The organism is Bradyrhizobium sp. AUGA SZCCT0182, from assembly GCF_018130185.1.
GTDB lineage: Bacteria > Pseudomonadota > Alphaproteobacteria > Rhizobiales > Xanthobacteraceae > Bradyrhizobium.
The window spans coordinates 98,596-120,818 of record NZ_JAFCLY010000026.1; the positions used below are offsets into that span (position 1 = coordinate 98,596).

The following is a 22,223-nucleotide window of genomic DNA, read 5'->3' on the forward strand; positions in this document are numbered from 1 at the left end:
GTGTATGCGCTAGCGACGCAGCGCTTCCAGCCGCGCTTTCGCCTCCTGGATTCCCGCGGCGTCGGCCCTGGCATAGAGACCTTGCGCCTTGCTCGCATCGCCGCGCGTGCCCTGAGTTTTCCATTTCGCAAGGATCAATGGGTCGTAGGTTTCTGCCAGCGCGAAGCTCGCCTGGGCGCTGCCCATCTCGACGGCACGCTCAAGTACAAGCCGCGCAGCGCCTATATCGCCCTGCCGGAGCAGCGCGCTCGCGCGCGCAACCAACCCTGTCGCCACCGCGGCTTGCTCGGAATCGAGCTGAGCATCGCCACGCGGGGGCGCCGCTGGTGCCCACTCGGCACGCGCCTCTGCAAGATCCTGCTGCAACCACGCGGGCCGCTCGCGCTGGTCCTGTGCCGATTTGCGAGGCAACGGCGCGCCGTTTGCAGCCGCCTCTCTGAGTTCCGCCGCTTCGCCTCCAGCTTTGCGGGCTTGCGCCTTGTACGCATAGATAGCGCTCCGCGTCATCGAGAGGCCTTCAAGCAAATCGGCCGTTTCGTGCTCTTTTTGGGTCGATCGCCTCAACTCCGCGGCACTGGCTACCGTCGCCTGCTTCCGCCGTGTAGCTTCCTCGTCGGCCTTTGCCGCCAGCGCGGTCTGGGTCTCGACATCACGCCGCGCCGCTGCAAGCTCCTGCTCCAGCCGCGCGGATCGCTCACGCTCCCGTTGCCGGGACTTCTGCAGCTCCGCCGCGCCGCTCTCCCCCGCCGCTTTCAGCCGGGAAGTTTCCTCACCCGCCTTCGTCGCCAGCGCGGTCTGGGTCTCGACATCACGCCGTGCCGCTGCAAGCTCCTGCTCCAGCCGCGCGGATCGCTCACGCTCCTGTTGCCGGGACTTCTGCAGCTCTGCCGCGCCGCTCTCCCCCGCCGCCTTCAGCCGGGAAGTTTCCTCCCCTGCTTTCGTCGCCAGCGCGGTCTGGGTCTCGACATCACGCCGTGCCGCTGCAAGCTCCTGCTCCAGCCGCGCGGATCGCTCACGCTCCTGTTGCCGGGACTTCTGCAGCTCCGCCGCGCCGCTCTCCCTTTCCTGTTTCAGCCGGAACGCTTCCTCACCCGCTTTCACCGCCAGCGCAGCCTGGGTCTCGACGTCACGTCGGGCAACCGCCAGATCCTGCTCCAGACGCGCGAACCGCTCGCGCTCGTCCGGAGCGGCTTTGCCAGGCGACGGCGCGCCGTTTGCGGCTGCTTGCCTGAGTTCTGCCGCTTCGTCTCCAGCTTTGCGGGCCTGAGCTTCGTATGCATAGATCGCGCTCCGCGTCAGGGAGAGGTCTTGTGCCAGCGCGTCGGCCCTTGCGCGCGACTGCCTCAGTTCGGCAGCCCCGGCTTCCGCCGCCTGCTTCCGCCGCAAAACCTCCTCGCTTGCCTTTGCCGCCAGCGCGGCCTGGGTCTCGACATCACCCCGCGCTGCCGCAAGATCCTGCTCCAGCCGGGCGGACCGCTCGCGCTCCTGGTGCAGGGATCTCTGCAGCTCTGCGCCGCTCTCTCCCGCCGCTTTCAACAGGGCAGTTTCCTCACCCGCTTTCTTCGCCAGCGCGGTCAGGGTCTCGACATCATTCCGCACCGTCGCCAGATCCTGTTCCAGCCGCGCGGACCGCTCGCGCTCCTGGTGCAGGGACTTCTGCAGTTCCGCAGCGATGCTCTCCCCCGCCTGTTTCGACCGGGACGCTTCCTCGCCTGCCCTTGCAGCCAATGCGGTCTGGGTCCCGACATCGCGTCGCGCCGCCGCGAGGTCCTGCTCCAGCCGGTCTGCCAGCTCACGCGCCTGTTGCAGGGAGTTCTGCAACTCCGCCGCACCGCTCGGCGCAGCCTGCCTCATGCGCGCGGTTTCTTCGACCGCTTTAGCCGCTAGCGCGCTCTGGGTTTCGACATCCCTTCGCGCTGCGGCAAGACCCTGCTCCAGCCTCTCGGCCCGATCGCGCTCTTGCTCGAGACGTTGCAGCAACTCGATATCGCGCCTTGCATTGCTGAGTTCGCGCGACAGGGTCTCCGCCCAGTGAAGTTCCTGTTCCGGAGACTGCCTTGTGTCGCCGATCGTCGCTTGGACAACCTGCACCGATTTGCCGTAGCCGCCCCGGCTCGGCAGCAGGGTTACCAAATTGCCATCACCCTCCGTTCCAACGGAATCGAGATTGCGGGCAGCCGTCGCGTGCTGCGCATCGGCCAAGGGTCGCACTCGATCGGGGGACGCCTGCGTTTCCGACGCCCATGTCATTGCGAGCATGGCGGCGGCCATCCACAGGGGCACGGATCGTCCGGGCACAGGCAGTTGCCTCATTGTCCTTTGCAATGTCTTCTGCCCAAACGGCGGCGTGTCCGAATCGTTGCGCGACGCGCTTTCGATATCGGAGACGGTATTTAATCCGTCACTGGGAATAACCGTGCGGCCCATCTGCAATCACCCGTCGCTTGGCGATGCGACCCGTTCAGGTCGCGCTATTATACGCCCCGCCGCTACGCAAATCCTATGATTCGCATGGGGGACCCCCACCCCTTTCGGGTTAGGGTTTTACATAGGACCAACCCTTCTCCTGCAGCTCCATCACGCGCACGACGCCTGACTTCACCACCTCCGCCTGACGAACAATCGGGATGTCCTTGTTCTCGGCCTTGTGCATTCTTTCCTGAGTGTTGCCGCAGGCCTTGAACGATACCTCCGGCGTGCTCAGCGCCATCTCCTCGATACGGGCCTTTACCGGCGAGGTGTCATCGCGCAGCATATGCAGGCCGGGCCCGAACGTGACCACCTCGATTTTCACCTTCTCGCCGGCATCCTTGTAGTATTGCGCAACGTTCGTTGCATTGTTGAGCGCGAGATTCATGGCGGCGGGGTCGTTCGTGTTCACCTGCAAAATCAAACGGTGCGCCTTGGTGTCGGCAAGCCGAGCGTTGGCGGCGAGAGGGGATCGTGCCCTTTCAAGAGGGGCTCGTGCCCTTTTTTGTTTGGTTGCTTTGTTATGTGTGGTGGCCCTTGCCGCAATGCGCTGATGGGGCGGAGCGGGCTCCGTCGTTGTCGGCACCCAATACCGTCCGCCTTGCTCCGCCGCAGCGAATGGCGCGGCGAACAGTACCGTTGCCGCCGCCATGGTGATTACCCGCGCAATATACTGAAACATGCTCATGATGCCTCTCCTATCAATACACGTTGTTGGACCGCTCATCCGTTAGGTTTCGTGGCTGGATGTGGCCACCTGCACACAGTGGCCATCTTCGTACGCACCGCCTCCAGCCCGCCTAGCGAGAACACTGCATCCAGAGCAGTCCCCATCCGGGATGTAAGGTGAACACTGAGGCTTCCGCTGTCTGGAAGAGATTGCAGCAAGCGAACAACGTCGCCCCCGAACGCCACTCCGATTCCGGACGTCGGCGCTGTTGCCGCGATCTGCAGCCCCTGACCATCGTTGACGCGATAGGAAATCGCATAATCGGTGCCGCGACCGGAAACGCCGGGCCCGGCGACCACCAGTTCGCTCCGCCCGCCGCGGCAGCGAATCGAAAGCTTCACTCCGGATTCGCCTGCACCATCGCGTGACGATGTTGTGGCGGTAGCGACCGGTGAATAGTCGACGGGTGAGATCGTCACGCTGATGATCCAGTTGTTTGCCTGGTTCGCCTGACGCGGCGCGGTGGTCCGCGGCGCCCTCTCGGGGCACTCCAGGCCTGCTGCGCGTTCAGCCGGGGAACAATCGTGAAGCTGCGCTGCCGGATGATCTTGTGCCCCTTGCGCCAACGCATTGCCGCTTGCGAGCGTGATTCCAGCCACGAACCATACGGCTGCGCGTCTCATTGCGATGCATGCGCAGCACGCGGCCCACGATCGAGCCATGCCTGCGCCGCAGGGAAGCGCGCCAGACCAGGAACGGTAGCCGCGAGATTGATCGATTTCCACTTCTGGTCGAAGCCAGGCTGCTGCAACTTTTCAATCCGGGAGAAAAGATGGTCCACGAAGCGCGCTAGCCGCTCGTAGCGGTTCGATTTGGCTGGAAAATTGAAGGCGACGAGCGCGGTCGGCACCGCAATCGTCGTTACGCGTTCGCCCTGCTTGATCAGATTGGGGTATTCTGTGGCATCGAGCGCTGCGGGAAGATAATAGTCCTCGAACTTGCGGTCATAGGGGACGGGCAGGAACTTGAACCCTGCCTCCCAGCGGCCGCGCACGAAAGCATCCACCGGCTTCGAGGTAATGAAGACGACCGCCGCCATCTCGCCCTTTCGCATCTGCTCGAGCGCGATTTGATGCGGGATGAAGGTCTTTTCCACATCGAGGCCCAGACGACTGAAGATCAGCGGCCCCGAATAGGCCGCCGCGGTGCCCTGGGTATTGAAGTTCACCTTCTTGCCGACAAGATCGTTCAGGCTCTGAATCTCGGGACGAACGAAGATATGAAGCTCGGACGGAAACAAGTTCAGCACATAGGCCAGCCGCTGCTGAATATCGGGCACCTGGCTCTTGTATTCCTCAAGCACGTCGGAATTGATGATGGCGGCATCGATGCCGCGCAAGTAAAGTAGCGAGTTCACGTTTTCCGTGGCTCCGCGCGTCACGATCGGAAGGACATGCAGTTTGTCACCATCATCGACGACGCGGGCTACTTCGGCCGCCAGACGGATGGGCGCGCCCTCGAGAAGGCCTCCGGCGATGCCAACCGTCCAGGCGTTCATCGTCACTTGCGGCTTTTGCGGCGGCACCTGTCGCAATTGACGAGTAGCAGGTTGCGTCTGTGCATCCACGTCGGACGGCTGAACGGCCGTGAGCAGCGGGGCGAGCGCCGCCAGCACAAGCAGCTTGCGCAACGCAGCTTTTGCGTGCCGCGCCCCAACCGCAATCACCTGTCCCATGGTGATATCCTTTTCTAATCCGTTGTTGCGCGATTTTATGCCCTTCGCCTGCGCATCCTATTCCCTGCATTAGGGAATCACACCTACCCTTCCGGGCTATGCTCTGCACGGAGCCCTCATCATGTGAACAGATGGGCGGCACGAATGGGTATCGGCTCCCGCGCTCCATCAATACGCAACTGATATCCATAGGTAACCCTTCAGAGGTACACCTAGCGGGGGACAATCAGCATCATTAGGCGCTCGCGGCCGAGGGCCGCAGATAAACAGCCTATCGGCGCTCCGATACATCGGCACGCGCGGCAGCGAGGGATCGGTCGGGCGTTTGGCGTACATCAGATCGAACTTCGATCACTACGGGGCCCTTGGCCGACATTGCTTCCGCGACGACCTCGGCTGCCTGCGCCGCGTTCGTGATCGTATAGCCCTGCGCGCCGAATGCGCGGGCAAGAGCCGCAAAGTCGGGGTTGGACAGGTCGGTACCGCAAGGACGTTGCGGAAACGCTTTCTCCTGATACGAACGGATGGTGCCGTACGATTGGTTGTTGGAGATCACAATCTTGATATTGAGCCGGCGGGCAACGGCAGTTGCCAGCTCGTTCCCGGTCATCAGAAAACCGCCGTCTCCGCAGAACGCGATCACCTGATTGTTCGGATAACGAAGGCTCGCGCTCAATGCAGAAGGAACACCACTGCCCATCGCGCCGCAGGCGGAGCCAAGCAGCCGGGCCGACGGCTGGAAGCGGAATATGCGGTGTACCCAGGCGGCGAAGTTGCCGGAGTCGGTCGTGACGATACCATCTGCCGGGAAGCGCTTGGCGATGGCCGCAACAGCATGCCCGAAAACATCGGCGCTCGGGATACCCGGCTCGGGCCATGCGTGCACCGCCTCTCGGGTTTTCGCCACGGCTTCGATCCACCCACCGCGCTCGCGCGACACGACCGGCAGGTCGAGCCAGGATTGCAAGAACGGATGGGCCGACGCGACGATTGGAAGATCCGTATGAAAGTGAGTCCCGATCGCATTCGGATCGGGATAGACGTGAACCAGAGGCTGAGACGGCGGCGATTGTCGCGGAAACCGAAAGCCCAGGGAAGACAGGTCGCCGAGCCGTGTTCCAATCGCAGCGATCAGATCCGCTTGCTCAAAGAGCGCAACATGCGCCGGCGACGTGAAGAAGCCAAGCTGACCAATCCAGAGCCGGTGATCGTTCGGAAAAAGATCCTGCATCTTGTTGGTGGCGGCGACCGGTACATTCCAGCGCTCGCTCAGCGCGATCAAGTCCTTACGAAATTCCGCGGTGCGACACTCTCCTCCGACCAGCAGGATCGGTCGCTCCGCCTTGCCAAGCATGACGGTCGCCTGCTCGACGGCGGCCCGGCTGGGCTCGGCTCGCGCGACGCCGTGAACCCTCGCGGAGAGCGGACCCGCCTCCATCTCGAGAACGTCTTCAGGAAGCTCGATCACCACCGGCCCGGGCGTGCCGCCAAGCGCCACGGAGAATGCGCGCGCCATCATCTCGGGCAGCTGGGCCGCCGAATCGATTCTGGTGGACCACTTGATAAGGCCACTGAACGCCCGCCCCGTGTCGATCTCCTGCACCGCGTCGCGATTCAGCTCAAACGTACAGACCTGACCAACGAGCAATACGAGGGGTATGGCCTCCTGCGAAGCTACATGCAGACCAAGCGCCGCGTTGGATGCTCCCGGCCCGCGGCTTACCATCACCACGCCGGCCCGGCCGGTGAGCTTGGCGTCGGCAACTGCGGCAAGACTGGCGCTTCCCTCGTGGCGGCAAGTCACGAGATCGATCTCGTCGCGCTCGTAAAGAGCGTCAAGGAGCGCAAGAAAGCTTTCGCCGGGTACGCTAAATGCCCGGTCGACGCCGTGCGCGATCAGAGAATCCACGAGTAGATCGGCAACTCGAAAAGCCATGCGACTTGATCTCGGTTGAAAGGTCATCATCATCACGCCGCAAGCTTTACCGCGTGCGCAAATTCCCAATACAGCTTCCGCGCACGCGTATAGAACGGCCCGGGCGTAAGCTGCCGGTCGTCGATCCGAATGACGGGCGCAACCTTGGCAAAATTGCCGGACGAGAAGATCTCGTCCGCGGCAAGGAAATCGGCATAGCGCAGCGTGGCCTCCACCACGGTGGCGCCCGAACCGCGCAGGAGTTCGATCACCCGCTGCCGGGTGATGCCGTTCAGGAAGGTGCCGTTCGCCGCCGGCGTGTAGACGACACCGTCTTTCGCCATGAACACATTGGCATTGCCGAACTCCGCGACGTTGCCGAGCATGTCCAGCATCAGGCAGTTATGGAAGCCGCGCGAGGCGGCCTCGATCAGCGCCCGCGAACAGTTCGGGTAGAGACAGGCGGCCTTGGCATCGACCGGCGCGCATTCGGCAGTCGGTCTGCGGAACGGCGACAGCGTGATCGCGTTGCCGACAGGCTTCGGGAGCGGCGCTTCGTAGATGCTAAGGCACCAGTCCATCGTCTCCGGATCGAACAGCACGCCGCCGCCCACGCCATTCTGCGGCCAATACATCGGGCGAACGTAGAGTTCGGCATTGGGCGCGAAGTGCGCGATGCCTTCGCGCGCCAGACCCAGCCACGTGTCGAGATCGACGATCGGCTTGAGCCCGAAGTTGAGCGCGGATTGATTGACGCGGGCGCAATGGCGGTCGAGATCGGGCGCAACGCCTTCGAAGGCGCGTGCGCCATCGAACACGGTCGAGCCGAGCCAAAGCCCATGGGTGCGCGGCCCCATGATCGGCACATTGCCCTCGTGCCACTGGCCTTGGTAGAATGTCCATGTCTGCGAATGGCTGACGGGCTTGCTGTTGGGTATCATGACGGGTCTCCATTGGCAGCAGAGTTACGGTCCATAGATCACCAGCTCGGTATCCGACAGATCGGCAAGCCGGGGGCACCGCGGTCCCTTGAAGTATTTGCGGCCGCGCTCTCCCCTGTAGAAGCCAACCAGATCCTTCATGCGGCCATTGGCGTCGAGGGCGACCAGGATCCGGCCACGCCGGAGCAGGAAGCGGCCGATGGCGCCGGCGCAGGCGACATAGTCGGCCACGTCGGGGCAATAGATCAGCCGCATCGCTGGCACGGGTATTCCGCGTTTGCGCATCGGCTGCAGGACGAAGGGGTAACCGCGGCCGTCGCCCGCGCGGCACACCAGGCTCAGGCAGCCGTAGCCCGCGTGCCGCGCAAGCAGCGCGACGTCGGCGTCGGACAAGCCGTCCACCGCATGCGTGCCCTGCTGAACGACTTCGACGCCCATACTCCTCGTCGGACGCGACAGCGTCGGAAAGGAGAAGAACAAGCCGCCGCAACAGGGGCGGAATCCCTGGGCCTCAATGGTCCGCCAGGTCGAGAAGGCCGGGCTGATATTGACGTAGGTGACGCGCTTGTGGCGCTGCGCGACGCTGGTCAGCATCGGCGCATAGTTGCGGAACGCAGGTTCCACATACCAGCTGGAGAGATTGCAGCGGATCGAGGTCCCGCCGTCATCGTCCCGTTCCGTGTAGATCAACAGCAGAACGCCGACCGGCATCCCTTCATGGTCGAGCATGTACCCGAAGCGGGGGAAACCATCGGGTACCTCGCGCACGGAAGCGCGCCGGAGCCCGTCCATCCAGTAGTCGCGCGAACGGCGGGCAAAGCCACGCGTCAGAAGATCGGCAATGGCAGCAAGGTCGGCCGGTCCTATCTCGCGGCATCGGATCACGGTCCGAACTCCATCATACAATCCGCTCCCGCTTCTTCGTCGGCAGGTCGGCGAGCGAGAGCCCGGCTAGCGGATCGCGGCCGTTGCTCCAGTTCTCCATGTTGCCCGCACGCACCCATGATCTACGCCGCGGCAGGCCTGGGCCTCGTTCGATAACTTCCGTTGAAGGCAAACGGCTTTGAGCGTCCAGCTCGCTGCGAGGCCATGTACAGCAGCCAGTTGCGGTATATGCGCCGTGCCGGCGGATGCCAGACGTTTCTCAGATCCTTCGCCAGTTGGTCGACCGGGAAGTCGGCGAAAAGCTCCGGACTTCTGTCGGAAAGGGCTTTCCGCCGGAAGGCCGTCAAAATCTCTTCCGCCTCCGAGGCGAAATAGCCGCTCGGTATCGTCGGACAGACCTCGCTCTCGCCGCGGAGGAAACGACCCATGTCCCTTCTGAATTCAGCCAACAGGCTATGGGTGTCGTACTCCGGATGGCCCTGGAAATTGACGAAGAGGCTCTTCCCCTGTTGCTTGACGAAGCAGTCGACGCCGGCCTCTGCCGACTTGGTGAGAACGGAATACCCGCAGCTCTCGACAGCCCTCTCCTGCACCTCGTTCCACCGGGCGTGCGGCGTTCTGAAGGTTGCGGGAACGTTGCGCATCAAGGGATGATCTCTCGTCTTCGTTTGAGCGAAGACGCCGATGCATTTGGCAGGCAGCCTGTGGCGCTCCACACCATCCAGGTGCAGGACGGCCCCGTGGACGGCCAGACAGGAAAACACCGAAGAAACGGTGCTCTCCCTGGCCCAGTCGATGATTTGGACGAAGCTGGACCAGTATGGTTCTTCCGGCAGGCTGGCGGCTCTTGGTTCGGCGCCGGTCACGATCACTCCGTCCAGGCTCCTGTTCAGCAGATCGTCGGTGCCACGGTAGTAGCGACGCACGTAATCGCGCCCCCAGTCCGAACGGGGCGTCGTCTCCATCGTGTAGAAATGCAGCCTGACCAGGAGCTCTCCGGCCGCCGCGCCGAGCAGGTCGAACAGCTGGCGCTCGGTGGACATCAAGGCGGCATCCGACATGTTGTTGATCAGCCCGATATCGAGACACTCCTTCCGGTTTCCCGGGGACTCGGCGCCGCTTCCGTTGCGCGCTCTTGAGAAGAGGTGGTGTTCGTACGAGTCTATATTTACTAGGACGGGCATCGGAATGCCTTCATGGTTGACCTCAATTCAATCTGCGGCACGGAGCGCCTGATCGAGGTCGGCGATGATGTCGTCGGCGTGCTCGATACCAACGCTCAGTCTGATCATCTCGGGCCGCACGCCGGCCCGTTCCTGCTCTTCGGGCGACATTTGCCGGTGGGTGGTCGATGCCGGGTGGCAGGCAAGCGATTTGGCGTCCCCGATATTGACCAGCCGCTTGAACAGTTTTAGCGCGTCGTAGAACCGCTTGCTGGCCTCGAACCCTCCAGCCACGCCGAAGGTCAGCAGCGAACACGCGCGGCCGCCCAGATATTTCTGCGTCAGCGCGTGATAGGGGTTATCGTCAAAGCCCGCGTAGTTGACCCATCCGACGCGGCGGTCGTCGCGCAGAAACCGCGCGACCTTCTCGGCATTCTCGACGTGCCGTTCGATACGCACCGCGACGCTCTCGATGCCCTGCAGCAGCAGGAAGGCGTTAAAGGGTGCCAGGATGGAGCCGGTGGTCCGCTGGGAGACGGCGCGGCAGCGAGCGATGTAGGCGGCGGCCCCGTAGCGCTCGGTGAAGACCAGCCCGTGGTAGGATTTCTCCGGCTCGTTCAGCATCGGAAAGCGCCGGCGATGCTTCGCCCATGGGAACCTGCCGCTATCGACGATGATTCCGCCGAGCGTGGTGCCGTGCCCGCCCATGAACTTCGTCAGCGACTCGACCACGATGTCCGCTCCGTATTCGATCGGCCTGAGCAGGATCGGGGTAGGAACCGTGTTGTCGACGATCAGCGGCACGCCATGCCTGTGGGCGACCTCGGCGATCGCTTCGATGTCGCAAACGTTTCCGGCCGGATTTCCCACGCTCTCGCAGAACACTGCTCGCGTATCGTCGTCGATCAGTTTCTCCATGCTCGCCGGACTGTCGTCTTCCGAGAACCGGACCGTGATGCCCTGCCTCGGCAGGATGTGCGCGAACAGCGTATGCGTGGTGCCGTAGAGCTGCGGGACCGAGACGATGTTGCTGCCCATCTCCGCGATGTTGACCACCGAATAGTTCACCGCGGCCTGGCCACACGCCACGCTCATCGCCTCGATGCCTCCTTCCAGGGCGGCAACGCGCTTCTCCAGCACCGCGTTGGTCGGATTGCCGATCCGGGTGTAGCGAAAGCCGTCCACTTCGAGGTTGAAGAGCGCGGCGCCATGGTCGGCACTGTCGAAGGCGTACGAGGCGGTCTGATAGATCGGAACGGCGACGGCTTTGGTGGTCGGATCGTTGTCGAAGCCGCCGTGGACGGCGAGGGTCTCTCTTTTCATGGAGGTTGGCCCTTCGTCGGCTCTTCGGTCGCGGGCTACCTCGGGAGTTCGTTGGTGCATTTCAGTTCCTCGAATGCCGTCGTCGGCTACCGGTCGTTCCGCGGGAAGCCGAGCAGATCCCGCACCGCAGTCGGCCACCTTGCGACGGACTTGCCGTGGGTATGGAACATGGCGACGGCGAGACGATCCATTCCGAAGGCCACGCAACCAGTATGGGCCGGCTCACCGGTCGCGTCCTTAATGCCCCAGGTGGTGCCGAAGTGATCGCGGTGATAGTTGAAGCTCATACATGCAGTCGGTTTCTCCTCGGAGCGCAAAGGCACCAGCAACTCGAATTTCAGCGACTGCTGCTTTTGGCTCACCGCCATCATCTGGCCGACCCGACCGAAGAACGGATCGCTGGCATAGTCGACCCTGAAGGTCAGTCCGAGATCGCGGGCGATCTCCTGAGCGCGCACCATCCAACGCTCGCGGAACGCCGAGACGTGGTCGGGGCTGCCGATGCAGACGTATTCTCGCATCCTGAAGGACTGCAGCCGGTCGAGATGGCGCGAGGGCTCGCGACGGAAGCAATCGGCGGCCACGTCGAAGCATAAGCCGCCCGCCGGCAGGGGACCCCGGCTCGCCGCGATCGGATAGACCGGATAGCAGGCCGCCGGCGACAGCACGAGATCTGCCGGTGAAAGTGACATGGTCCAGTCGCCGCCGGCATCGAAACGGCTGACCGCCGCGTCGATCTCACTGTCCGTGCCGTGCAGGCCGCAGACACAGCCGAGCAGGTTCGGAAAGCTCTTCAGATAGCCCGACTTCTCAAGCTGCGCGCGGCTCATGACGGGAGGAAAGCGCATCACCTCGGTGTCCGGTTCGCGGTGCCGCGTGATCAGCGCCGCGAGCCGCTCCACGACGTCTTCATAGAGCGCGGTGCGGGCATAGACACCCGGAGAGCCCATCTTGTGGAACAGCACGTCGGCAAGATGGTCCAGCGGATCAGCCTCAGCCTGAGTGGGTTCCGCCGGTGCAGCAAACATGGCTACGTTCATATCAACCCCATTTCCTAGAGAAAAAAATCAATCGCGCAGCGACGCCGGGACGGCGCTCATCAGAGTGGCGCTACCCATGCTGGCAAGGATGCGATCGTTGTTGATCATGATCGGAGCCGACAGCACGTCGCGGAGATGGCGGCCGACACTGACATCGGTGTCGTTGCGATAGCCGGACAGGCCGCACGCGCGCATCGCATGCATGACGACCGCGACCGCGAGTTCCGAGGCCTCTACCTTGAGAAGATTGATTGAGGACTGGAAGTCGATGGACGAAAGCGCGCGCTCGTCTTGTTCGCGGGCCGCAAAGGAATCGAGGTTTGCGGCGATGAGAGCGCGCAGTTTCGTCAGAGTCATCTTGGCGGAGGTAAAATGCGGCGCGCCGGGAGGAAGGTTGCCGCCGGCCCCGCGGGCGGCCTTGCGGATGAAGAGCTGCGCCCGGTCCACTGCCGCAGCCGCGATTCCCGCCCAGACCGACGACCAGCACAGGTGCGCGACGGGCGTCATGGTCTGCGCATGGACCTTTTCGTATGCCACCGGAAATATCTGTTCCGCGGAGCCCTTGAAGCTCAGCTTGAAGCCGGCGCTGCAGGTGCCACGCATGCCGAGCGTCTCCCATGCGAGAGTTTGCTCCAGCGTGTAGTCGTCACGTGTGATGGCCAACAATACCTGATCGGATCCGGTGGCGTCGTCGGAGCGGCGGGCGATGGTTACGATGCCATCCGCCTCGGCGCCGTACGAAATCACCGTCGCATCGCGCACCAGCGATATCTCGGCACCCTCGTGCTCCACCGCGGCCGAGCTGAAGCGAATGTTTCCGCCGTTCTGGCCTTCCGTGGTCGAAGACGCCAGGAGCATTTGTTCGGCGGCCACGCGACGCATCAGCCGTTCGTGCCAGACGCTGCCCGCGCCGTGACGGACCAGACAGGCGATCTTGGTCTGATGCATCGCGAAGATCATCCCGGCCGAAGCGCAGGCGCGTCCGAGCGTGTAGCACATGTCGGCCACCTCGGAGATCGACGCGCCGTCGCCGCCGAACTCGACCGGGATCTGGGCGCCTAGAAGTCTTTCCGCGCGCGCAGCGTCGATCGCCTTCTGCGGGAAGCGCGCTTCGCGGTCGACCGCTACGGCCTCCGACGCCGCAGCCTCCGCGACGGCGGCAGCCCGCTGCTGGAACGAAGCGCGATCGGGAGAGAATGGCACTCGGCTGGCTTCCCGAGCGAGACTGCGGAACTGGACTTCCTGCACATTCATGGCCCAACAGCTCCCATTTGGATGGTTTGATGGTCGAAGACCCGACGGGTCGAGACGAATTCCGTGAGTGCGATGGCGGCAATCTAACCGACCGCAGTTGCGGTGTCGGCGGCGCAAAGGTGGATGTTGCCGAGAACGTGCTCCCAAGCGGGGTACCCCCGAAGTGGAGCTACTGACCTGAGCTGCAGTCAGGTATCGTGACATCGATCAAGATCTGCCCCGTCACGCGATGAGTGGAGCTGAAATGCAAGACTTTGCCGCCAACGTCCAAGAGCGTGTTCTTTCCGTCGTCAGGAACGTCCTTGCGCAGAACGCTATCATTGCGGATGTCCACCCGGAATCCCGGCTGGTGGATATCGGACTGGACTCGATGGATATGGTCGCACTGATGCTCAAGGTCGAAGCCGAGTTCGATCTCACCCTTCCCCAGCCCGAGATCACGCCCGAGAATTTCCAATCAGTGAAGACGCTGGAGGTTATGATCCTCAACCAACTCGGACCTGCGACGGGATAAGGGAGTTGGACAGAGATGCGTCTTGTGCGATCGAGCAAAACCTCATCGACAGTGATCGCAAGATCGCGCGCGATCCGGTGCGCCTCGTCGCTCCTTCCGCCGCAGCTCTGCCGCCTCGCGACCTGGTCGGCGCGAGCAACGATCGAAATCATCTGGGTCAGATCATGAAAGCAGGCGCACTTCAGCGGGCGACTGAAAGCGGTGACCCGCGACCCAGACCGTCTGCCACCAAAGCCTGGCTGAAGGCCATCGAACTGACCTCGCGGATCGACGCCGAGCCGCAACGGCTGTTCGCCGACGTCGTCGAAGAATGGGCGAAACGGCAACCCGAACGCCTTGCACTGCTCTCGGATCGCCAATCCTTCACCTACGGGGAGCTCAGCGCCCGGATCAGCCAATATGCGCGTTGGGCGCGCAGCCTGGGCGTCCGCGCCGGCGACACCGTCTGTCTGCTGATGCCGAACCGGCCGGAGTACGTTGCCTGCTGGCTCGGAATCAGCAGCGTCGGCGGTACGGTGGCGCTAATCAACACCCGGCTGGTCGGCCGGTCCCTTGCCCATTGCATCGACGTCGCGCGTGCCGACCACATCGTGCTTGCCGCCGATTGCATGAATTCGTTCGAAGCTGCACGTCCGCACCTGGATCGCGTGCCCCAGATCTGGAGACTGGGTCCTGGCAGCACTGGCGCCGATCTGGACGCGGCGCTCGCCGGCACGGATCCACGCCCGCTGTCCTCCGTCGAGCGCGGCGACGTCACGATCAATGAACGCGCCCTGCTGATCTACACCTCGGGCACCACGGGATTGCCAAAGGCGGTAAACGTCAGTCATCGCCGCATCCTCAGCTGGGGAGGATGGTTTGCCGGGCTGACAGACGCTTCCATCCACGACCGCCTTTACAATTGCTTGCCGCTCAATCATTCGGTGGGTGGTGTCGTCGCGCCTTGCAGCATGCTTCGCGCCGGCGGTTCGGTCGTGATCGCCGAGAGGTTCTCAGCGGACAACTTCTGGGACGACATCATGTACTTCGACTGCACCGTCTTCCAGTATATCGGTGAACTCTGCCGCTACCTCCTGAACGCACCGGCGTCGGGGCTGGAGGTCGGACACGGGCTGCGGCTGGCCGTTGGCAACGGATTGCGCGGCGACATCTGGGAGGCGTTCGCGAAGCGGTTCGCGATTCCGCAGGTGCTGGAATTCTACGCCGCGACGGAAGGTAATTTTTCGCTTTTCAACTTCGAGGGAAAACCCGGCGCGATCGGCCGTATCCCGCCGCTGCTGGCGCATCGCTTTCCCGCCTCGATCGTGAAGGTCGATGCCGACAGCGGCAGCCCGGTCCGCGGCGACGACGGGCTCTGCATCGCCTGCACCCACGGCGAGGTCGGCGAGGCAATCGGGCGCATCGGCACCGCAGATCGGGGCGGCGGACCTTTCGAAGGCTATACGGAGCCGGCCGAGACCGAGAAGAAGATTCTCCGCAACGTCTTTGCCGAAGGCGATGCCTGGTTCCGGACGGGCGATCTGATGCATCGGGACCAGCAGGGCTACTTCTATTTCGTCGACCGGGTCGGCGATACCTTCCGTTGGAAGGGCGAGAACGTCGCGACCAGCGAGGTGAACGACGCGATCAGGGACTGCCCCGGCGTTGTTGACGCCTCAACCTACGGGGCCGCCGTCCCCGGCGCCGACGGCCGCGCCGGCATGGCGGCCTTGGTCGTGGACCAGCATTTCGATCTTGCGATCTTCGCGGAACACCTGTCGCGCCGGCTCCCGGTCTATGCCATTCCGGTCTTCGTCAGGTTCTGCGCGGAACTCGACGCCACCGAGACGTTCAAGATGAACAAGCAGCGGTTGATCCGCGAGGGATTCGATCCTTCCGTCGTCAGCGATCGGCTGTTCCTGCGCGATCCGGCGACCCGCACCTATCGTTCGATCGACCGGGCCGTCTACGCGCGCGTCGCGGAGGGCGGAATCAGGTTTTAGCATCGGCTCGAAGAGCCGTTTTTTGGAAGAGGTGAGGTGTTCATGTCGGTAAAGTTGAAGATTTTTTCGGCGATGCAGCAAATCGCTGAAGAGCAAAAGGTCACTCTTCCCCCGCTGCGGGACGATCTGGCGCTGCAGGACACCGGGTTCGATTCTCTGGCGTTCGCGATCCTGGTCGCGCGGCTGGAGGACGATCTCGGCATCGATCCGTTCACCATCGCGGAGGACGCCGCCTTCCCGTCGACCGTCGGCGAATTCATCAGAGCATATGAGAATGTCCCAGCCTGACGTCTTAGCGCTTCGCGAATATCTCGGCCCGGAGCTGAAGGGCCGCACGATTTCCGATGCCCGGCACGTCATATCGCTGACCGACATTCTCGGGTACAGCTGTCTGATCGGCAGATATCGCGAGCTGTCCGGCCGCTCGGTGCTGCTTGCGACGTCGGGACAGCTGCAGTCTGCGCTCGCGATGATCGAGCTCGACGGCGTCGCTCGCCGCATGCTTCTGTGCCCGCCCGACCTCGATCCGGATCACATCGAGGGCCTGCTTGCGGATGCCGAGATCGACGCCATCGTGACCGACAGGCCGCTGCACCGATGGGATGATGGCGCGTATCTGGTCGTCGGCGCCGGTCTACCTGAACGGCCGGGTGCGGGATGGAAGACCGAACGCGCGACCGAGTGGCTGATGCTGACCTCGGGCACATCCGGGCCGCCCAAGATCGTCGGCCATACGCTCGACGGGCTGGCCGGCGCGATCATCGCCGACGGTGCTGCGCGCTACCAGAACGCTACCTGGGCGACGTTCTACGACATCCGTCGCTACGGCGGCCTGCAGATCTTCCTGCGCGCGGTGATCGGCGGCGGATCGATGGTGCTGTCGGAGCCCAAGGAAGCCACCGTCGATCACGTGGCACGGCTGCGCGCGGGCGGCGTCACCCACATTTCCGGGACGCCGTCGCACTGGCGCAAGCTCCTGATGAGCAGCGCGGTCGCGGACTTCTCGCCACGCTATGTCCGCCTGTCCGGCGAAATCGCCGACCAGGCGGTGCTCGACGGCCTCGGCCGGGCGTTTCCGCATGCGTCGATCGGCCATGCCTATGCTTCGACCGAGGCCGGCGTTGGTTTCGCGGTCAACGACGGGCGCGAGGGTTTTCCCGCCGACCTGATCGGGCAGAACCGCGACGGCGTCGAGATGAAGGTCGTCGACGGCTCGCTTCGGATCCGCTCTCACCGCACGGCACGCTCCTATGTCGGCACCGGCGCGCCGCAGCTCACCGACGCCGAGGGCTTCGTCGACACCGGTGATCTGGTCGAACTGCGCGACGAGCGCTACTACTTTGTCGGCCGGCGCACCGGCATCATCAACATCGGCGGGCTGAAGGTCCATCCCGAGGAGGTCGAGACCGTGATCAATCGGCACGAGTCCGTGCGAATGTCGCGCGCGCGGTCGCGCAGAAGCCCGATCACTGGTGCCATCGTGGTCGCCGACATCGTCCTCGCCGACGGCACCGACGCGGGTCGCCACGAGACGATCCGTACGGAGATTCTCAGCCGGTGCAACGACGCGCTGGCAGCATACAAGGTGCCTGCGGTGATCCGCTTCGTCGAGCGGCTGGACCTGACAGCAGCCGGCAAACTGACGCGCGCCGATGCATAATGTCCTCGTCACTGGCGGCAGTCGCGGCATCGGGCTCGCGATTGCACGCAGGCTTGCCGCATCCGGCGACTACAATGTGGTCGCGGTCGCACGCCGCGAGAGCGAGGAGCTGGGACAGGCCATCCGCGAGGTGGGAGCGGACCGCCTGCACTTCAGGGCGTTCGATCTCGGCCAGACCGACAAGATTCCCAATTTCGTGAAGGAGCTGCGCGACGCCTTCGGCGCGATCTACGGCCTCGTCAACAACGCCGGGATCAGCAGCGAAGGGCTGCTGGCCAACACGCGCAATTCCGAGATCGAGGCGTTGATCCGTCTGAACGTGCTGTCGCCGATCGTTCTGACCAAATACGTGGTGCGCCATATGATGGCCGACGGCGCCGGGCGCATCGTCAACATCTCCTCCATCATCGCCTCGACCGGCTACAACGGCTTGGCCGTCTACGGCGCGTCCAAGGCAGCGGCCGGCGGATTTACCCGTTCGCTGGCCCGCGAGGTCGGCAAGCTCGGCATCACCGTGAACGCGATCGCGCCCGGCTTCGTCGACACCGAATTGACCAAATCCCTGGACGACGACGGCCGCCGGCGGATCGCCAGCCGCAGCGCGTTGCGTCGCCTGCCCGAGGCCGACGACATCGCTTCGATGGTCGAGTATCTCCTGGGCGAAGGCGGCCGGAACATCACCGGCACTGTGCTGACGGTGGACGCCGGCAACACCGCCTAGGTGTAGCTGGCGCTCGCCTCCGCCTACCCTGGCATGCCGGGGAAGCAGCGGCTGAAAACTTCCCGAACAGCGATCAGACTGCCAAGCTGCCCCTCCAGCTCCTGCACGCGCTTTTCGCCGGCTATCATCTGCGACTCGTATTCCTTGATCATGGACGCGTCCCTGGCATCCCGCGTCAGGTATTCTTCGTAGTCCGTGCCCGCGGCAAAGGAAGCCAGATCGCGGGCCGCATCTACTCGCCCACGCAACGCGTCCCTCTCCTTCTGAACTGACGCAACCGCAGCGCTGATCGCGGCCGAAATCGAACCGAACCGTTCGCTGTCGGTCTGGGCATCGCGCTCAGCGGAACGAACCTTGAAACCTCGAAGCATAGCCGGTCTCCTTGTCGCACCAGCTTCGTCGCATCATCGACCCTTTGCCGGGCGCCAGAAGATAGCGACACAGTCAACACCGCCTGCCGCGGTGGCGTACGGGAGGCACCTGATGGCCGCGTGCTGAAGGCCGCAACCCACTGGCGCGAGGCCACTATCTTGCTGCCAAACTTCTACTACGACGCGAGTTAGGACGGATTCCGCAGCAATCCGCCGCCCTTGTGATCTCATCTCATAGCGTCGGTCGCTTCCACTCTCGTAAACTCAGACGCCGGAGGTTTGCGCACGAGGATTTCGACCGTCTGAAAGAGCGTAACCGCCAGGCCCACAACCCGTTTGAGCGATGAAGGCAGAACGGAGAGACGGCGCAACGCCGGATGCTCGGCGGCCACCGGCGTGACCACGAGCCCCACTTTGGCAAAACTGTGCCGCACTTCGCGCATCGGGCGATAGAACGTCTCATTGAGAACGAAATCGTAATACTCCTGAGCCTTTCTTCCGAAGGATGCCGCCGCAAGCCGGTCCCACTTGGGTTCGATTCCACAGGCGAGGCAAGCTGCGATTGCCCACTTGCGGGTCGGGTTCTTGGGCAGCCAATGGACGAATGGCATGAACAGATGCGGCTCGATCGGGCGCAGTTTGCCGGGATAAACGTGAAAGCCGCATCCGCCCGGAACAGTCACCCGGGCAATCTCACGCGTCACCGCGTCGAGGTCGGCGACGTGCTCAAGCACGTAGTGTGTGAAGACGAAGTGGAAGAAGTTCGGCGGCAGATCGGTCTCGCCGCTCGCTGAAAGGGTCGTGATCACGCGGCCGTAATCGTGTCCGTGGGCCTTGAGCAGATCCTCGCCCCGGTCGGCGGCTTCACGGCGGATTTCTGCGCCGAAGGCGTTGTAGCCAGCATCGCGCAACCAGCACACATATTCCCCTCGCCCGCTGCCCCAATCGAGGACGTTCATCTCATCCCGTTTGACGCCAAGCCGCTCACGGGTCGCCTCGAGATACCGCACCACCTCGGCGTTCGGCCGAAAGGCCGCGAACTCGGCTTCGGTCAGTCGATCGGAGTAACTCAACTGGATTTCCTCGGCGAAGCGGCATCAATGTTTTCGAAGAAGGGGGATTCCCGCTTGCGGATGCCAAGCATCATTTTAGCAAAGATTGGGAGTGGCCGGCCGACATTTCCGGATTACCCCGTTAGAGCAATCGCCGATTTTTGGTAACGGAACGGGGCAGGCGGCACGGCTTGAGCTTGCGATCTAACGACCGCGATTCCGTCGGCGAACCTTACACCGAGGATGATTTTCGGCACTCGTTACGGCCATCGACACGGCGCCAGCTTCTCTCAACGGCCTCCGCGAGCTTGAAGTTCATGGCCAGCGCGGTCTTGTTCGAGAGACGTTCCTTCTAGCGTACGGTGCGGGTGACGAACCGTCGCGAACGCGCTTTCATCCAACGACCGCGGCTTCTTGGAGATGTCGGTCCCAGCGCCGCGATGCCCTTCTTGCGCATCAACCGCTGCACGCCTGCTGAACGGCAGCAGGGGGAATTTGTTAGAATGAGCAGGTGACGACTTGTCAGAATGACCGGCGATCAACCGGCTAACCTATTGAAGACATTGGTGGGCGCGCCAGGGCTCGAACCTGGGACCCGATGATTAAGAGTCCCGATGATCACCTGATCTATCAACGGCATGCGCGCAAACCGGATCAATTGGGGGCCATTGATTTCGTTTCGGATTTGGTTGGGCTGCAAACTAAAATGCCTAGCTTTGCCCCCGTAACGATGGCGCTCACAGGTCTCTGTTAAGCTTCCGCTTTCCCCAATGTGGGTCGATTGACCTGCCGAACCTCGTGGCGTTGCCTTCAGCGTCGCCATACGCGCCAAAAGATACGAACGCCTTGCCATCCACTTCAGAAAACTCGCCGGCCAGATTGAAAAGGCGATCGCGGAGCGGCCAGAGTGAGGCCTCAGTAGACGGGCCTCCTCACTGCAACACAACCTCAACGAGCCGCGTTGGCGGAGTGCGGTCGCCCCGCCGAAGAACCTCCAGGTCCCACGAATCGTTTGGTCTCATTCAGCCGGGCTTATCGGAACTCCAGCTTGGCATGCATTACCTCGCCTAGCTCGACTCTGACCCAAATCGTGATCTCCGATACCGTCTGCCCAGTGCGCATCAGATCGCGCCCTAAGTTGCAAAGTCGGAGAGGCACACCGGAGCGTAGAATCGATTCAGACGGCGCCGGTTCGTTCCTAACACTAAAGAAAAACCCGCCGGCCGGCGGGTTTCCTTACGCAATTCTCGCGGGGGGGGCTTTGAGGGTCTGTTCCGCGATTGCATTCATGATGATCGTAGATGGTTAAACAATCGCAAAGCCTGCCGGCGTGAACCGGCGGGCTTGTTGGCTATTCGGCCTTGGCCTCGAGATCTTCGCGTAGCACGCGGGCACGTTCTCTGATGGTCGTCACGTTCGCCCAGTGTGGGTCAGCGGCATGTCAGACGACGCAGCCAGATTCCGTAATCAAGCGGATGAATGCCGAGAGCAAGCCGAACGCGCGATCAACCCGCTCGACAAAGAACGATGGCTGCGCCTTTCTGAGGAATGGCTGAAGATGACGGCGTCGGCTGAAAAAGACAACGGTAAGCCGCCTCAGTTGGCGGGATCGTGCTGGCAAATGGGCAAACGGCCCCGGCGCGGAGACCACCACCGCACTAAGGCCGCCAACCCAGTGGGGGTTTTCTACCGGTAGAGTAAGGCCCATTCCGGGAGAACCTCTAAGGGTTGGCGGCCTCAGAAGGCGCGCCGCCAACGAGACCGTCAATTCTTGGCCGCAGATGATCGACCAGCAGTTCCGCGCCAATGGTCAGGCAGTCACTATGTCCCCCCGGCACCTCAATCACGTCGAGTTGAGCACAGACATGCCGCCATGCCCGCCCGTCGTGGTCGGCCGCGTAAAAAGTCACAGGGACCTCGAGCGGTGCCGGAAGATATTGCGACATTGCGAATGAATAAGCGTCCCATAACACCGGCGGGATCTCGTTATTGGGAATGGAAAAAGTGCTATACAGCCTGGCTATCGTAATCGGCTTGCTCGTTGGCGCCTTGAAGAACCGCTCTAGCCGCGCCATTTGTTCATAGGTCCAGCGCAGACAGTAAGACGAGACTATCGGCTTCATCAGTGCGATGATTGTCCGCGTCACCGGACGGGCACTGATGGTCGGCGGGTCGACCATCGCAACCATATCAACCTTCTGGCCGGCGGCCATCAGCAGTCGGGCTGTTTCAAACGCCACCATCGCGCCGTTGCATTTGCCGCCCAGGAGGAAAGGACCGCTGCTCTGCCTTTCTAGAATAAGTGGCAGGCGGTCGGCGGCCATCTTCTCGATCGACGGCGGAATCGACTCCCCCCGAAGGCCGTGGGGATCGATGGAGAGTATGTGGCAATCGGGCCCGAAAAGCTCCACCATCCGCCGCATACCCGCGTGGCCGCTGACGAAGTTCCCGTTGAAAAAGAAAAGTGGAGGCCGATCGCCACCGGCACCGAACTGGAAGAACGGCGTCGCCGGGGTGCCTGTCTGCGT

19 protein-coding genes and 1 pseudogene are annotated in these 22,223 nt (G+C 63.0%); 6 read left to right on the forward strand and 14 right to left on the reverse strand.

Translation table 11 applies throughout. From position 1 onward, the window contains the following. Nucleotides 1-9: 9 nt before the first annotated feature. From JQ611_RS25475 to JQ611_RS25520, 10 genes are all read right to left on the reverse strand, one after another. Nucleotides 10-2,427: a hypothetical protein gene (locus JQ611_RS25475; RefSeq protein WP_212466932.1), complete on the reverse strand. Its 2,418-nt coding sequence runs from the start codon at nt 2,425-2,427 to the stop codon at nt 10-12. Between the two features lie 109 nt (nt 2,428-2,536). Beyond that, nucleotides 2,537-3,157, reverse strand: coding sequence for a DsrE family protein (locus JQ611_RS25480; protein ID WP_212466933.1), 621 nt, complete (start codon nt 3,155-3,157; stop codon nt 2,537-2,539). Between the two features lie 661 nt (nt 3,158-3,818). Further along, nucleotides 3,819-4,814: a TAXI family TRAP transporter solute-binding subunit gene (locus JQ611_RS25485; protein ID WP_312012177.1), complete on the reverse strand. Its 996-nt coding sequence runs from the start codon at nt 4,812-4,814 to the stop codon at nt 3,819-3,821. Between the two features lie 331 nt (nt 4,815-5,145). Continuing rightward, entirely contained in the window at nt 5,146-6,810 is a 1,665-nt protein-coding gene (locus JQ611_RS25490) for a thiamine pyrophosphate-dependent enzyme (protein ID WP_212466935.1), read from the reverse strand. A 32-nt stretch (nt 6,811-6,842) separates the two neighbouring features. Further along, nucleotides 6,843-7,730, reverse strand: coding sequence for a branched-chain amino acid aminotransferase (locus tag JQ611_RS25495; protein ID WP_212466936.1), 888 nt, complete (start codon nt 7,728-7,730; stop codon nt 6,843-6,845). A 24-nt stretch (nt 7,731-7,754) separates the two neighbouring features. Next, a complete protein-coding gene (locus tag JQ611_RS25500) occupies nt 7,755-8,636 on the reverse strand; it encodes an acyl-CoA acyltransferase (protein WP_212466937.1) in 882 nt (293 codons plus the stop codon). A 101-nt stretch (nt 8,637-8,737) separates the two neighbouring features. Next, entirely contained in the window at nt 8,738-9,799 is a 1,062-nt protein-coding gene (locus tag JQ611_RS25505) for a homoserine O-succinyltransferase (protein ID WP_212466938.1), read from the reverse strand. 27 nt (nt 9,800-9,826) lie between these two features. Beyond that, entirely contained in the window at nt 9,827-11,101 is a 1,275-nt protein-coding gene (locus JQ611_RS25510; RefSeq protein ID WP_212466939.1) for an O-acetylhomoserine aminocarboxypropyltransferase/cysteine synthase family protein, read from the reverse strand. 86 nt (nt 11,102-11,187) lie between these two features. Further along, a complete protein-coding gene (locus JQ611_RS25515; RefSeq protein WP_212389565.1) occupies nt 11,188-12,141 on the reverse strand; it encodes an amino acid--[acyl-carrier-protein] ligase in 954 nt (317 codons plus the stop codon). 27 nt (nt 12,142-12,168) lie between these two features. Continuing rightward, nucleotides 12,169-13,395 carry an acyl-CoA dehydrogenase family protein gene (locus JQ611_RS25520; RefSeq protein WP_212466940.1) on the reverse strand — a complete coding sequence of 409 codons (1,227 nt, stop codon included), beginning with the start codon at nt 13,393-13,395 and terminating at the stop codon, nt 12,169-12,171. 244 nt (nt 13,396-13,639) lie between these two features. Between JQ611_RS25520 and JQ611_RS25525 the strand changes: the two genes are divergently transcribed. The 5 genes from JQ611_RS25525 (at nt 13,640) to JQ611_RS25545 (ending at nt 18,272) form a co-directional block, all read left to right on the forward strand. Continuing rightward, the gene (locus tag JQ611_RS25525) at nt 13,640-13,909 is read left to right on the forward strand and encodes an acyl carrier protein (protein ID WP_192738752.1); all 270 of its coding nucleotides are present in this window, start codon (nt 13,640-13,642) and stop codon (nt 13,907-13,909) included. Between the two features lie 164 nt (nt 13,910-14,073). Further along, a complete protein-coding gene (locus JQ611_RS25530) occupies nt 14,074-15,891 on the forward strand; it encodes a long-chain-acyl-CoA synthetase (protein WP_212466951.1) in 1,818 nt (605 codons plus the stop codon). 42 nt (nt 15,892-15,933) lie between these two features. Then, nucleotides 15,934-16,179, forward strand: coding sequence for an acyl carrier protein (locus JQ611_RS25535; protein ID WP_212037805.1), 246 nt, complete (start codon nt 15,934-15,936; stop codon nt 16,177-16,179). Beyond that, nucleotides 16,166-17,551: an AMP-binding protein gene (locus JQ611_RS25540; protein WP_212466941.1), complete on the forward strand. Its 1,386-nt coding sequence runs from the start codon at nt 16,166-16,168 to the stop codon at nt 17,549-17,551. Before JQ611_RS25535 ends, JQ611_RS25540 begins: the two co-directional genes overlap by 14 nt. Then, nucleotides 17,544-18,272: an SDR family NAD(P)-dependent oxidoreductase gene (locus tag JQ611_RS25545; RefSeq protein ID WP_212466942.1), complete on the forward strand. Its 729-nt coding sequence runs from the start codon at nt 17,544-17,546 to the stop codon at nt 18,270-18,272. The genes JQ611_RS25540 and JQ611_RS25545 overlap by 8 nt, the downstream gene beginning before the upstream one ends. A gap of 23 nt (nt 18,273-18,295) precedes the next feature. Here the strand turns inward: JQ611_RS25545 and JQ611_RS25550 are convergent, their stop codons facing one another. The 3 genes and pseudogenes from JQ611_RS25550 to JQ611_RS41865 form a co-directional block, all read right to left on the reverse strand. Beyond that, on the reverse strand, nt 18,296-18,643 hold the full coding sequence (locus JQ611_RS25550) for a hypothetical protein (protein ID WP_212466943.1): 348 nt from the start codon (nt 18,641-18,643) through the stop codon (nt 18,296-18,298). 227 nt (nt 18,644-18,870) lie between these two features. Next, nucleotides 18,871-19,716, reverse strand: coding sequence for a class I SAM-dependent methyltransferase (locus JQ611_RS25555; RefSeq protein ID WP_212466944.1), 846 nt, complete (start codon nt 19,714-19,716; stop codon nt 18,871-18,873). A gap of 113 nt (nt 19,717-19,829) precedes the next feature. Next, nucleotides 19,830-20,090 (reverse strand): annotated as a pseudogene (locus JQ611_RS41865) (hypothetical protein); the annotation flags it as partial. 1,043 nt (nt 20,091-21,133) lie between these two features. Between JQ611_RS41865 and JQ611_RS25560 the strand changes: the two are divergent. Continuing rightward, entirely contained in the window at nt 21,134-21,391 is a 258-nt protein-coding gene (locus tag JQ611_RS25560) for a hypothetical protein (protein WP_212466945.1), read from the forward strand. 25 nt (nt 21,392-21,416) lie between these two features. Here the strand turns inward: JQ611_RS25560 and JQ611_RS25565 are convergent. Continuing rightward, a partial coding sequence (locus JQ611_RS25565; RefSeq protein ID WP_249133442.1) for a thioesterase domain-containing protein occupies nt 21,417-22,223 on the reverse strand: 807 nt, incomplete at its 5' end.